Raw genomic sequence first — 13,077 nt, forward strand, 5'->3', positions numbered from 1 at the left:
TCGCTTTCCTTCAGGTACGCAATGGCTTGATTGCCATGCTGGTATTGGGGGCCACGTCGTTGGCCTGGGGCACGCTCGCCGGGCGGCTGTTCCAGTGCGGCAGCAGCACCAAGGCGGCGAACAGCGCGGTGCCGGCAAAGATGAGGAACACCGTGACACTGTCGAAGTAGCCCGGCAGCAAGCCACCGAGCACCGCGCCCACCGAGCCGCAGCCATTGACGAAGCCGGCGGCGGTGGCGCCGGCCTTGGCGGTGCCGAAGTCGATGGCGGCGGCGCCGCTGATCATCGAGTCCGGGCCGTAGAGCGTCAGGCCCATGACGAACAGCAGGGCCACCACCAGCATCACGCTGCCGCTGTGCATCGCCGCCATGAACCCGGCCAGGGTGAGGGTCAGCAGCAGCAGGCTGATGACACAGGCCGGCATGCGCCGGGCGCCGAACAGCTTGTCCGAGGCCAGGCCGATGATGATCGGGCCCAGCAGCCCGGCCAGTTCGAAGGCAGTGGGAATGATCGCCGCCCCCACCTTGCCCACCGACGGCATCTGCTCGAAGACGATCACCGGCCCCCACAGCAGGATGGCGTAGCGCGCCGGCTTGAGCATGAAGTAGGCCAGGCCCAGGGTGAGCACCGTACGGTTGCGCAGGATCTCGCGCAGCGGTGCCCAGACACTGCACAGGTGGCCGCCCGGCGCCATGCTCTCTGGCTCCGGCTCCACCGCAGGCAGGCCGACGTCCTCGGGCTTGTTGCGCTGAAAGATGAAGAACAGCAGCGCCACCCCGGCCACCACCGCGGCACTGGAGAAGAATGCCGCGTGCCAGGTGCCGACCAGGGTATAGGCCCACCAGCCGGCGAATGGCGAGGCGACCAGGCCGCCGAAGGCGTAGCACGAGCTCCACAGCCCCAGCACGCGGCCACGCTGCGCGGCGGGGAAGAAGCTGCCGATGTTCTTGCACAGTCCCGCCCAGCCGGTGGACTGAGCCAGGCCCTGGACCAGCATGCAGGTGGCGAAGATCGGGAAGGTCGCGTAGCTGCCCATCACCACCGCCGCCGCTGCCGAGATCAGCAGCCCGCCGAGCACCACCACGCGCGGGCCGAAGCGATCGGCCAGCATGCCCCAGGTGAACTGGCCCACGGCATAGGCGGCCAGGTAGATACCGTCGAGGTTGGCCATGGCGGCCTTGTCGAGCATGAACGTCGGGTCTTCGCCGATGCCGAGCTTGGCGACCGAGAAAGCCTTGCGGGTGAAGTAGAAGGCCGCGTAGGCCAGCCAGGTGATGGCGAAGATCTGCATGCGCCAACGCTTGATGGCGCCCAGGGATTGATTCATTTGACTCTGACCTCTTGCTCGAGTGTGCCGGCTGAATGTGAAAAAACGCCTGTCTTGTTGTTGTGTTGCGCACTGCATGACGGAGGGACGTCATCTGGTCAGATGGCGACGGCGATCGGGCGTGACCGCGGCGCTGCCATGGCCGACATGGCGCTGCTTGTGGCAGCGACGTCGGGTTGAAACACATGGAAACAGCTGCTGACTGATAAATAAAATCGATTTATCGTATTTCACACATAAGCCCAGCTTTTCACCGGAGTGCACATGTCGGTCTCCCACGCTCAACTCAAGGCATTCCATGCCGTCGCCGAGCAAGGCAGCTTCACCCGCGCGGCGCAAAAGCTGTTTCTCACCCAGCCGGCGGTGTCCGACCAGGTGCGCAAGCTCGAGGAGCGCTTCGGGGTGCTGCTGTTCCATCGCAACAAGCGTTCGGTGCAACTGACCGACCTTGGCGAGCGGCTGCTGGGGGTGACTCAGCGCCTGTTCGCCTGCGAAGCCGAGGCGCTCGAACTGCTGCAGGACTCCCGCGCCCTGCACACCGGCAGCCTGACGCTGGCGGTGGACGCCCCCGTGCACGTGCTGCCGCAGGTCGCGCGGTTCTGCCAGCGCTACCCGGGAATCCAGGTGAAGATCGAGACCGGCAACACCGACGAGTCGCTGGCGCGACTGTTCAGCTACCAGGCCGACCTGGCCCTGCTCGGGCGCGATGTCGACGATGAACGGCTGTATTGCGTACCGATGCGCCGTGACCCGATGGTGGCCTTCGTCGCCCACCAGCACCCGTGGGCCAGCCGTGGCTCGATCAGCCTTGCCGACCTGGACGACACACCGTTGGTGCTGCGCGAGCCAGGGTCGGTGACACGACAGACGCTGGAGGAAGAGATGCAGCGAGCGGGCTTGCGCATCCGCCCGGCGATTCAGGTGGAAGGCCGGGAGGCCGCGCGGGAAGCGGTGGTAGTCGGGATCGGGGTCGGCGTGGTGTCGGCGGCGGAATTCGGCGCCGATGCGCGGGTCTGTGCGTTGCCGATCGTGGATTGCCAGCGGCATCTGACCGAAACACTGGTGTGCCTGAGGGAACAACGCACGCGTCGGGTGGTGGAGACCTTCCTGGAAATGGTGCTGGCCGATACCTGAAAGCGGCTCCGCCCCTTGCCCCATACAGGTCGCTGCGGCACTGCTGGTTGACCTGGGCGGCGTGTTCTAAGCCCTGCCCTGGGTGAAAAGCCTGGATACTCGGTGATGCTGCGTTGAAAACAGCCTCGGAATGCTCATTCACAAGCCGTAAAGTCGGGCGCGCGCCCCGGCCGTTCCTCGGCTGTTTTCGCCTTGCCTGACCTTCGTCTCAAGACGTTTCACACAGCCCCTAGCGCGTGGCCACCACGAACAATCGGGGAAACGGCAGCAGCACCTTGCCATCGCAGGCCACAGGATAGTCACGCTGCATCGCCTGCCGGTACAACTGCAGGAAGTCCGCCTGTTCCCGGGTATCCAGCCGCGCCAGGTACGGCCGCAAGGCCGAGCCCTTGAACCATTCCACCACCGCCTCGGCGCCGCCTTCGAGCGGATGATGGTACGTGGTTCGCCACACATCCACCCGCGCGCACAACGGGCTCAGCAAATCGTAGTAGAACGCCGCATTGTGCCGGGCAGGCAGGCTGAAATCGGCGAACTTGTCGGCCCATGGCCCGCGACTGGCGATATCGCGCAACTGGCGATGGGCCGGCTCGTCGAGGTTGTCCGGGGTCTGCACCGCAAGGCTGGCGCCCTCGCTGAGCTGGCGCACCAGGTGCGGATAAAGCTGGCCATGGTCGGGCAGCCATTGCAGCGAGGCATTGGCGAGGATCAGATCTTGCGGCTCCTTGGCACACCAGCCGGCGATATCGGCAATCTCGCATTGCACCCGTGGAATGCTCAGGCGTGGCCGCTGGCGAGCCTTGTCGATCATGTCGGGGTCGCTGTCCAGGGCATTGACCTGGGCGTCGGGGTGGCGTTGCAGCAACACCTCGGTGGAGTTGCCCGGGCCGCAGCCCAGGTCGGTGGCATGGCGTACCGGGCGCGGCGGCACGGCGGCGAGCAGGTCGCGCACCGCGCGGGTGCGCTCGTCTTCGAACAGCGAGTACTGAGTGGCGGACCAGGCCATGGATGTCTCCTTCTATGGACGATGCTGCAAGCATATGCCATCGCGCAGCTTGCCCGCCTCTCGAACCGACTAGGCTTGGAGCATCGCATCGCATAGGCACGCACATGAAGTCCACCCTCCCCTTGCTGCTCCTGGCCCTGGTCGGCGCCGCGGCCCTGCTCGGCTCACCCTGGATGAACGAGGGTTTCGAACTGGCCGACCTCAGTACCGGCACCCGCCAGCAACTGTTCCACGACCTGCCCGATGGCAGCCACCTGGTGCTGGAGGCCAACAGTGCCGTGGATGTCGAGTATGACGCCCGGCAACGGCGGCTGAAGCTGCTCGAAGGCCGGCTTTCGGTCCAGGTCGCCGATGACGATCCCCGCCCGTTCCTGCTGGCCACCGAGCACGGCATCCTCACCACCCGTGACGCCCGCTTCTCGGTCTCGCGACGCGCCGATCACTCCCAGGTTCGCCTGCAGGCCGGCAGCGCCGAGCTGGAAAGCGCCAGCCTGCGCCTGCCGTTGGCGGCCGGGCAGTCGGCGCTGTTCGACCACGCCGGCCCGACGCTGCGCCAGCCCTGAACGAAAACGGCCGGATCCCACAGGGGATCCGGCCGTAGCGCACGGCAAACGACGCTTAGTGACGCTTGCCGGTGCGGATCTGGTGCACCACGCCCATGGCCACCACGATCGCCGCGGCGATACCGGTGGAGATCACCAGGATCTGGTAGTCAGGCATGAAGGCCATGGTCACCAGCGCGGCGACGATGAAGACGATCACCAGGTAGGTCAGCCAGGGGAACAGCCACATCTTCAGGCGCACTTCCTTGCCCTCGGCAACCAGCTTGCGACGCATGCGCAGTTGCGAGAAGGCGATCACCAGGTACACCAGCAGGGCGATCATGCCGGTGGTGTTCATCAGGGTTTCCAGCACATCCTTCGGACGCAGGGTCTCGCTGAAGTTGATCAGCGCACAGAACACCGCCACCAGGCAGGAACCGATGATCGCATTGACCGGCACGCCGGTGCCGGTACGGGTGAACTTGAACAGGCGCGGCGCATCGCCACGCTGGGCCAGCGAGAACAGCATGCGCGAAGCGGTGTAGTGGCCGGAGATCAGGCAACTGCTCACCGAGGTCAGCACCACGAAGTTCATCAGCAGTTCGGCATACGGCACGCCCAGCAGTTCCAGGGTGCGGCGATAGGCGCCGTAGCCAGAGACACCGAGCATCGGGTCGTTCCACGGCACCAGGCAGACGATCAGGAAGATCGAGCCGACGTAGAACAGGCACACGCGCCAGACCACCGAGTTGGTGGCCTTGACGATCTGGGTGGCCGGGTCCTTGGCTTCGGAGGCGGCGATGGTGACGATCTCGGCGCCGAGGAAAGCGAACATCACCCCGAGCAGCGCGCCGATCACCGTGGTGATGCCGTTGGGCATGAAGCCTTCGGCGGTCAGGTGGCTGATACCGCGCACCTCGCCGAACTGCCAGACGTTCATCACCGCCGCGGTGCACACCACCAGGAAGCAGACGATCGCCACCACCTTGATCAGGGCGAACCAGAACTCGAACTCGCCGTAGTGCTTGACGTTGAAGAAGTTGACGGTGATCAGCAGCAGCGTGGTGGCCAGCACGAACACGTTGACGCTGACGTCAGGGAAGAAGCCATGCAGGATCTTGCCGGCGACATAGGCTTCCCAGGCCATCAGAATCACCCAGTACCACCAGTACAGCCAGCCGATGGTGAAACCAGCCCAGCGGCCGATGGCGCGGTCGGCGTAGGTGGAGAACGAACCGGTGTCCGGCGACGAAGTCGCCATCTCGCCGAGCATGCGCATGATCAGCACCACCAGGATGCCGCCGGCCAGGTAGGCCAGCACGGCGGCCGGACCGGCACTGTGGATGACGCTGCCGGAGCCGACGAACAGCGCGCCGCCGATCACCCCGGCAATCGACATCATCGTCAGGTGGCGCGACTTCAGCGAGGCACTGAGCTTGCTCTCGTGCCCGTCTTTCGCGGTGGTGGATGTGGATGTTGCGTCCATCAGTTATTTACCCCGTGCTTCTTTTTATCCAAGGAAAAACTGTGAAACCCCGATGGTTATCGGTCTCACCTGTACATCAGTACTCATGCGGGCAGGGAGGTGTGCGCAAGCACACGCAGGCCATCCGTGGCGGCCTGCTTACGCGTCCAGAGGCTGTCCTCTGGACGAACTGAACCATGCTGGGGACGGACGACAGGTGTCCGGCCTCGGGAAAAGAGGGTGCGAGGCGAGGCTCGACGGCAAAGCAGCGATGTTGTGATTATTCATGACGCTGATACGTGCTGTGTTGGAGATATCTGACACGTAATGTAAAAATGTCGCACACTTTGAGCCATGCACAGCTGCAGGAATTACGCACTGCACTGTACAGGCCTGCGATGCAATACACCTGCGACACCCTGCCGGCGACTGGCGCCGCGCGCACCTGAAGGCCCCCGAATGCTCGAACTACATCCGCACTCCCCCACCCCGCTGGTCAACCAGATCATCGACGGGCTGCGCGAGCTGATCGACAACCAGACCCTCAAGCCCGGCGCCAAGGTCCCGTCGATCCGTGCCTTCGCCGCCACCTATTCGGTGAGCACCTTCACCGTGGTCGAAGCCTATGACAGGCTGGTGGCCCAGGGCCTGCTGGTGAGCAAGGGCAATGCGGGCTTCTTCGTCAATCGGGCGGCGAACGAGCTACTGGAAAGCCATAACGTCGAAGTCGATGCCGCCCGCCCGACGTTCAATTCCGAGTGGTACCTGCAGCAGATCTTCGAAATCCGCCAGTTGCCGTACAAACCCGGTTGCGGCTGGTTGCCCAACGACTGGATGTACGAGGACGGCCTGCGCCGCGGCCTGCGCCAGGTGGCCGGCAGCCCGCTGGAGCTGTCCGGCTACGGCGACCCCATGGGCCTGCCCGAACTGCGTGCGCTGACCGCGCAGAACCTGCAACAGGAGCTGTCGATCGTCGCCAACCCGGCGCAACTGATGCTGACCCACGGTGCCAGCCAGGCCCTTGACCTGGCCGTGCGCACGCTGGTCCGCCCCGGCGACGTGGTGCTGGTGGACGACCCCGGCTACCCCAACCTGATGAGCATCCTGCGCACCCAGGGCGCCACCTTGATCGGCGTGCCGCGCACGCCCAACGGCTACGACCTCAATCACCTCGAACAGTTGCTGGCGCACCATCGCCCCACCGCGTTCTTCACCCAGCCGCACCTGCACAGCCCGACCTGTTCGCGCACCCCGCTGGCACAGCTGCACCGCCTGCTGCAACTGGCCAGCCAGCATGGCTTTCGCCTGGTGGAGAACAACCTCTACGCCGACATGATCGCCGACCCGCTGCCCTGCCTGGCCAGCCTCGACCACCTGCAGCAGGTGCTGTATGTGGGCAGCTACTCGAAGAGCATCTCGCCCAACGTGCGGGTCGGCTACCTGCTGGCCAGCCCGGAACTGACCCAGCAGTTGCTGCACCTGAAGATGCGTTCGGGGCTGACCACCTCGCAGGTGATGGAGCGGGTGGTCTACGCGGCGATCATCGACGGCCGCTGGCGCAAGCACCTCAAGCGCCTGCGCCAGCGCCTGGCCGAAGCGCACCAGGAAGTGGGCCGGCACCTGCACCGACTGGGCTTCGAGTTGTTCATCGAATCGGACGAAGGCATGTATATCTGGACCCGCCACCCGGCGATTCCCGACAGCGCAGCGTTGCTGGACGATGCACTGGAGAAAGGCATCATGCTCGGCCCGGGCCAGTTGTTCATGGTCGATGCCAAGGCCACCGGCTGGATGCGCTTCAACGTCGCCTTCAGCACCGACCCGACCCTGTGGGAGATGCTGGAGAAGGTACTGGTCAAGCATGTGCGACGGGCCAGCCTATGACCCTAGGCCGATCGCGCTAGGTCACCCGTACTATTGAGGCATCCGGTGGACGGCCACTAGATTGTCCATGCGCCGTGCAGGAGTGCGGCGCCTCGACAATCAAGGAGACGACAGCATGTTCACCTTCAACACTGCGACAGCATCGGACGCACGAACCGACAGCACCCCTCAAGTCCTTGACGACACCGACCTCGACCTGGTGGCGGGCGGCGGCGTGTTCACCGACATCGGCATGAACTGGGCGAACGACCCGTTCGTTCGCCTCGAGTACGACGGCATCAGCTGGCCGAAAGGCGGCGCCCAGTGGTGGGCGAAATAACCCGCGCCTGAGCGCATCGCCCGGCCTCGTCATACGCTGATGAGGCCGGGCTCTGGTGCCCGCCCTGGGCCCCATCCAGCCTGCCGTCAGCTAGGCACTGGGGCGCGTCGTGGCCTCGCCATCGAGCCTTGAGGAGCCGGCCGCAGGCTCAATCTGGCAGTCGATAACGCTCGGCGAAGTACTGCCGGAAGAACTCCACCGCTACCCGCACCTTGGCCGAGCCGGCCAGGGGCGCGGTATACACCGCCCAGATGTCGGCCGCCTGCTGGTAGTCCGGCAAGACCTGCACCAGCCGCCCGTCCTCGAGGCTGTCGTGCACATCCCACCAGGAGCGCAGCAGGATCCCGCGCCCGTCCAGGCACCACTGGTGTGCCACCTCGCCATGGTTGCTCGACAACGACCCGGTCACCCGCACGCTTTGCTCGCCTTGAGGCCCCTCCAGGTGCCACAGCCCGAAGGGGTGGTCGCGCTCCTTGATCACCAGGCAATCGTGGCTGGCCAGGTCGGCCAGCACGCGCGGCGTGCCCCGCGCAGCCAGGTACCCGGGCGCCGCGCACAGCACCCGACGGTTGCGCGCCAGCGGCTTGGCGATCAGGTGCGGGGCGATCACGTTGCCGACCCGGATATCCAGGTCCACGCCCTCGGCAATCAGGTCCACCAGGCGGTCGTGCACATCCAGGCGGATGTCCAGCCGCGGGTAGCGTGCGGCCAGCTCCGACAACGCCGGCGCGACGAAGCGCCGGCCCAGGCCCAGGCTGCTGGCGATACGCAACTGCCCGGCGGGCTCGCGCTGGCCGGCGTTGAGATCGTCGTCCATGCGCCGCACGGTTTCGAAGATCTGCTGCGCCCACTGGTAGACCCGCTCGCCCTCCTCGCTCACCGTCACCCGCCGGGTGGTGCGGTGCAGCAAGCGCACGCCGAGACTGTCTTCCAGCAGGCGGATGCGCTTGCTGACGAACGCCGCCGACATGCCGCGTTCGTCGGCCACGGCGGCGAAGCTGGCACGGCGAGCTACCTGGAGGAACAGGTTGAGGTCGTCCAGATTCGGCAGATTATTCACGATTCGTGCACCAAGAATTGACCGGAAGACTGATTATCTCCGAATCACAGCCTTATAGCATGGTCCGCACCTGTTCCCTAGACACGAGATGCGCTCCATGACCAAGACCTTCAAAATCGCCGCCATCCCCGGTGACGGCATCGGCAACGAAGTCCTCCCCGAAGGGATCCGCGTGGTCGAGGCTGCCGCGCGCAAGCATGGCCTGAACCTTGAGATCGAATTCTTCGAGTGGGCCAGCTGCGACTATTACCTGGCCCACGGCAAGATGATGCCGGACGACTGGTTCGACCAGCTCAAGAGCTTCGACGCCCTGTACTTCGGCGCCGTCGGCTGGCCGGACAAGGTGCCGGACCACATCTCGCTGTGGGGTTCGCTGCTCAAGTTCCGCCGTGATTTCGACCAGTACGTGAATATCCGCCCGGTGCGCCTGTTCCCCGGTGTGCCCTGCCCGTTGGCGAACAAGCAACCGGGCGACATCGATTTCGTGGTGATCCGCGAGAACACCGAAGGCGAGTACTCCTCGCTGGGCGGACGCATGTTCGAGAACACCGAGAACGAGTTCGTCCTGCAGGAGTCGGTGTTCACCCGTCGCGGCGTCGACCGCATCCTCAAGTACGCCTTCGACGTGGCCCAGACCCGCGAACGCAAGCACGTCACCTCGGCGACCAAGTCCAACGGCATGGCCGTGAGCATGCCCTACTGGGACGAGCGCACCGCCGCCATGGCTGCGCACTACCCCGGGATCAGCTGGGACAAACAGCACATCGACATCCTCTGCGCGCGCTTCGTGCTGCAGCCGGAACGCTTCGATGTGGTGGTGGCCTCCAACCTGTTCGGCGACATTCTCTCCGACCTGGGCCCGGCCTGCGCTGGCACCATCGGCATCGCGCCATCGGCCAACCTCAACCCCGAGCGCAAGTTCCCGTCGCTGTTCGAGCCCGTGCACGGCTCGGCACCGGATATCTACGGCAAGAACATCGCCAACCCGATCGCGATGATCTGGTCCGGCGCGCTGATGCTCGAGTTCCTCGGCAAGGCGGACGAAGACGCGCGCTACCAGGCGGCCCACGACGACATCCTCAAGGCCATCGAGACCGTGATCGCCAACGGCGACACTACTCGTGACATGGGCGGCAGCCGGTCGACCCAGGACGTGGGCAAGGCCATCGCCGAATTGCTCGGCGCCTGACCGTCCCGCCGCCATCGCGGCGCAAGCCTGCTCCCACAGGTCATGGGGCGGGCTTGCAGCGCGATGGCGGCGTCCAATCATGCGGATTGTCCGACGATCCTATTGCCACCCATCCCGATTCGATGCAGAATCCGTAAACCAAAAGATACATGTTACCCAATAGTTAACAGATTCAATCAGCAGAAAGGACCGAACACCCCCGATACGGACTTCCCAACGCCTGACGCCTACTACAAAAAAAATGCTCCAGGAGACAATTGATGTCCCCCAAGAATAAAAAGATCGACGTGTTCCTGATCGCCGTGAGCCTGTTCGCCGTGCTGCTCACCGTGATCGGTCTTGCCGCCTTCCCGGCGCAGGCCGAAAGCCTCGCCAACCAGCTGTTCGAGCTGTCCACCCGCACCTTCGGCACCAGCGTCCAGGTGCTGGTGTTCGGCAGCTCGCTGGCTGTGCTGTACCTGGCCTTCAGCAAGTACGGCAACATCCGCCTGGGGGCCGGCAAGCCCGAATACTCCACCGCCACCTGGGTGTTCATGTTCATCTGCGCCGGCATGGGCTCCTCGACCCTGTACTGGGGCGTGATGGAATGGGCCTACTACTATCAGACCCCCGGCCTGAACATCGCGCCGATGTCGGCCCAGGCCCTGGAGTACAGCGTCAGCTATTCGTTCTTCCACTGGGGCATCAGCGCCTGGTCGATCTACGCCCTGGCCTCGCTGGCCATGGCCTACCACTTCCACGTGCGCAAGAAGAGCGGCCTGAACCTGGCTTCGGTGATCGAAGCGGTGACCGGTTTCAAGGCCACCGGCCCGGTCGGTCGCGCCGTCGACCTGATCTTCCTGCTGACCATGATGGGCGCCTTGACCGTGTCACTGGCCCTCACCGCCTCGACCCTGACCCGCGGCCTCGCGGACCTGGCCGGCACACCCAACACCTTCACCGTGCAACTGCTGGTGATCGGCGCAGTGGCGCTGCTGTTTTCGCTGAGCTCGTACATCGGCATCGACGGCGGCCTGCAGCGCCTGTCGAAGATGGTCTGCGTCGGCGCCCTGGTGTTCGCCGCCATCGTCCTGCTGGTCGGCCCGACCCAGTTCACCCTGAACAACACCGCCAACTCCATCGGGCTGATGCTGCAGCACTACGTGCAGATGAGCCTGTTCACCGATCCGGCCGGCGACGGCGCCTTCACCCGCAACTGGACGGTGTTCTACTGGCTGTGGTGGGTGTCCTATGCCCCGGGCGTGGCGATGTTCGTCGCCCGCGTGTCGCGCGGCCGGCTGATCAAGGAAGTGGTGTTCGCCCTGCTGCTGGGCGGCAGCTTCGGTTGCTGGTTCTTCTTCGGCGCGCTGGAAAGCTACAGCATGCACCAATTCATCAATGGCCAGATCGACGTACCCAAGCTGCTCGGCACCCTGGGCGGCGAGGCGGCGGTGACCGACCTGCTGCTGGCCCTGCCCTGGGGCACGCTATTCCTGGCCGCGTACCTGTTCATCATGGCGGTGTTCTGTGCCTCGCACATGGACGCCGCGGCCTACGCGGTAGCCGCCACCAGCACCCGCAACCTGCGCGAAGGCGAAGACCCGAGCCCGACCTTGCGCCTGTTCTGGTGCGTGGTGCTGACCCTGGTGCCGCTGGCCATGTTGTTCGCCAAGGCCTCGTTGTCGACCATGAAGACCGCCGTGGTGCTCACCGCGATCCCGTTCATGGTGATCCTGCTGGTGAAGATCTACGGCTTCTTCAAATGGCTGTCGGCCGATTATGGCCAGGTACCGGCGTACCGCATCGAGGAAGAAGCCGCGCGCCTGGCCGGAGAAGAGCCGCAGCAACAGACGCCACGCAGCGCTGCCGCAGTGCACTGACCCTGTTAGGAGCGGCCTTGTGTCGCGAAAGGGCTGCGTGGCAGCCCCGGCGCCCCTTTCGCGACACAAGGCCGCTCCTACAGAAACCGACAGCGATAGAAAAAATTTTGCCTGATTTGTTAACCAACAGATACGCGTCAACCAATAAGAACAGAGATAGAGCCATGAACGATTTCAAACGCCTGCCCGCCGACTTCTGCGCCAACCCCGAGGTGGCCTTCACCCTGCCGGCCAAGTTCTACACCCAGGCCGCCGTGTTCGAACACGAGAAGGAAGCCATCTTCGCCCGTAGCTGGATCTGCGTCGGCCACCGCAGCGAGGTCGCCGAGAAGAACGCCTACATCACCCGCCAGGTGATCGGCGAAAGCATCATCGTCGTGCGCGGGCGCGACGATGTGCTGCGCGCGTTCTACAACGTCTGCCCGCACCGCGGCCACCAGTTGCTCGAAGGCAGCGGCAAGGCCAAGAACGTGATCACCTGCCCGTACCACGCCTGGACCTTCAAGCTCGACGGCGAGCTGGCTCATGCGCGCAACTGCGAGAACGTCGCCAGCTTCGACAAGGACAACTCCACCTTGGTGCAGCTGCGCGTCGAGGAATACGCCGGCTTCATCTTCATCAACATGGACAACGACGCCGCCCCGGTCGAAGACCAGTTGCCCGGCCTGCAGAAACGCATGCGCGAAGCCTGCGCGGTGATCGACGACCTGCAGTTGGCCGCACGTTTCGTCAGCGACACCCCGGCCAACTGGAAGTCGATCGTCGACAACTACCTGGAGTGCTACCACTGCGCCCCGGCCCACCCCGGCTTCTCCGACTCGGTGGACGTCGGCCAGTACAACCACAGCCTGCACGGCAACTGGACCCTGCAATACGGCCTGGCCAAACCCTCGGAGCAGTCGTTCAAGTTCGACGAATCAGTGAAGGACCCATCCTTCGCCGGCTTCTGGGCCTGGCCTTGCACCATGTTCAACGTACCGCCTGGGGCCAACTTCATGACCGTGATCTACGAGTTCCCGGTCGACGCCGAAACCACCCTGCAGCACTACGACATCTATTTCCTGAACAAGGACATCAGCGAGGAACAGCAGAAGCTGATCGACTGGTACCGCGAAGTGTTCCGCCCCGAGGACCTGCGCCTGGTGGAGAGCGTGCAGAAAGGCCTGAAGTCCCGCGGCTACCGTGGCCAGGGCCGGATCATGGTCGACGCGCAGCGCAGCGGCGTCAGCGAGCACGGCATCGCCCACTTCCATAACCTGATCGCCGTCGCCCACCTGGACGACTGAGCCCCA

The 13,077-nt window shown here is 64.7% G+C and carries 11 protein-coding genes; 7 read left to right on the plus strand and 4 right to left on the minus strand.

Annotated features, from left to right (window positions below; all coding sequences use genetic code 11):
- Nucleotides 1–10: 10 nt before the first annotated feature.
- Nucleotides 11–1,327, minus strand: coding sequence for an MFS transporter (locus tag F3J43_RS00415; protein ID WP_166882851.1), 1,317 nt, complete (start codon nucleotides 1,325–1,327; stop codon nucleotides 11–13).
- 264 nt (nucleotides 1,328–1,591) lie between these two features.
- Here F3J43_RS00415 and F3J43_RS00420 point away from each other — a divergent pair, with 264 nt between their 5' ends.
- Nucleotides 1,592–2,461 carry a LysR substrate-binding domain-containing protein gene (locus F3J43_RS00420; RefSeq protein ID WP_166882852.1) on the plus strand — a complete coding sequence of 290 codons (870 nt, stop codon included), beginning with the start codon at nucleotides 1,592–1,594 and terminating at the stop codon, nucleotides 2,459–2,461.
- Between the two features lie 229 nt (nucleotides 2,462–2,690).
- On the opposite strand, the gene tam is transcribed toward F3J43_RS00420, so the two are convergent.
- A complete protein-coding gene (gene tam, locus F3J43_RS00425; RefSeq protein WP_166882853.1) occupies nucleotides 2,691–3,467 on the minus strand; it encodes a trans-aconitate 2-methyltransferase in 777 nt (258 codons plus the stop codon).
- Between the two features lie 104 nt (nucleotides 3,468–3,571).
- Between tam and F3J43_RS00430 the strand changes: the two genes are divergently transcribed.
- The gene (locus F3J43_RS00430; protein WP_166882854.1) at nucleotides 3,572–4,030 is read left to right on the plus strand and encodes a FecR family protein; all 459 of its coding nucleotides are present in this window, start codon (nucleotides 3,572–3,574) and stop codon (nucleotides 4,028–4,030) included.
- A 55-nt stretch (nucleotides 4,031–4,085) separates the two neighbouring features.
- Here the strand turns inward: F3J43_RS00430 and F3J43_RS00435 are convergent, their stop codons facing one another.
- Nucleotides 4,086–5,495: an amino acid permease gene (locus tag F3J43_RS00435; protein ID WP_166882855.1), complete on the minus strand. Its 1,410-nt coding sequence runs from the start codon at nucleotides 5,493–5,495 to the stop codon at nucleotides 4,086–4,088.
- 438 nt (nucleotides 5,496–5,933) lie between these two features.
- On the opposite strand from F3J43_RS00435, the gene F3J43_RS00440 reads away from it, so the two are divergent.
- Nucleotides 5,934–7,358, plus strand: a complete 1,425-nt coding sequence (locus tag F3J43_RS00440) for an aminotransferase-like domain-containing protein (protein ID WP_166882856.1) — start codon at nucleotides 5,934–5,936, stop codon at nucleotides 7,356–7,358.
- 115 nt (nucleotides 7,359–7,473) lie between these two features.
- On the plus strand, nucleotides 7,474–7,677 hold the full coding sequence (locus F3J43_RS00445; RefSeq protein WP_166882857.1) for a hypothetical protein: 204 nt from the start codon (nucleotides 7,474–7,476) through the stop codon (nucleotides 7,675–7,677).
- A 148-nt stretch (nucleotides 7,678–7,825) separates the two neighbouring features.
- On the opposite strand, the gene F3J43_RS00450 is transcribed toward F3J43_RS00445, so the two are convergent.
- A complete protein-coding gene (locus F3J43_RS00450) occupies nucleotides 7,826–8,737 on the minus strand; it encodes a LysR substrate-binding domain-containing protein (protein WP_166882858.1) in 912 nt (303 codons plus the stop codon).
- A 97-nt stretch (nucleotides 8,738–8,834) separates the two neighbouring features.
- On the opposite strand from F3J43_RS00450, the gene F3J43_RS00455 reads away from it, so the two are divergent.
- The 3 genes from F3J43_RS00455 (at nucleotide 8,835) to F3J43_RS00465 (ending at nucleotide 13,071) form a co-directional block, all read left to right on the plus strand.
- Nucleotides 8,835–9,926 carry a tartrate dehydrogenase gene (locus F3J43_RS00455; RefSeq protein ID WP_166882859.1) on the plus strand — a complete coding sequence of 364 codons (1,092 nt, stop codon included), beginning with the start codon at nucleotides 8,835–8,837 and terminating at the stop codon, nucleotides 9,924–9,926.
- A 260-nt stretch (nucleotides 9,927–10,186) separates the two neighbouring features.
- The gene (locus F3J43_RS00460) at nucleotides 10,187–11,785 is read left to right on the plus strand and encodes a BCCT family transporter (protein WP_166882860.1); all 1,599 of its coding nucleotides are present in this window, start codon (nucleotides 10,187–10,189) and stop codon (nucleotides 11,783–11,785) included.
- A gap of 164 nt (nucleotides 11,786–11,949) precedes the next feature.
- Nucleotides 11,950–13,071 carry an aromatic ring-hydroxylating oxygenase subunit alpha gene (locus tag F3J43_RS00465; RefSeq protein WP_166882861.1) on the plus strand — a complete coding sequence of 374 codons (1,122 nt, stop codon included), beginning with the start codon at nucleotides 11,950–11,952 and terminating at the stop codon, nucleotides 13,069–13,071.
- The last annotated feature ends 6 nt before the right edge of the window (nucleotides 13,072–13,077 follow it).

It is taken from the genome of Pantoea sp. Cy-639, from assembly GCF_011752525.1.
Classification (GTDB): Bacteria; Pseudomonadota; Gammaproteobacteria; order Pseudomonadales; family Pseudomonadaceae; genus Aquipseudomonas.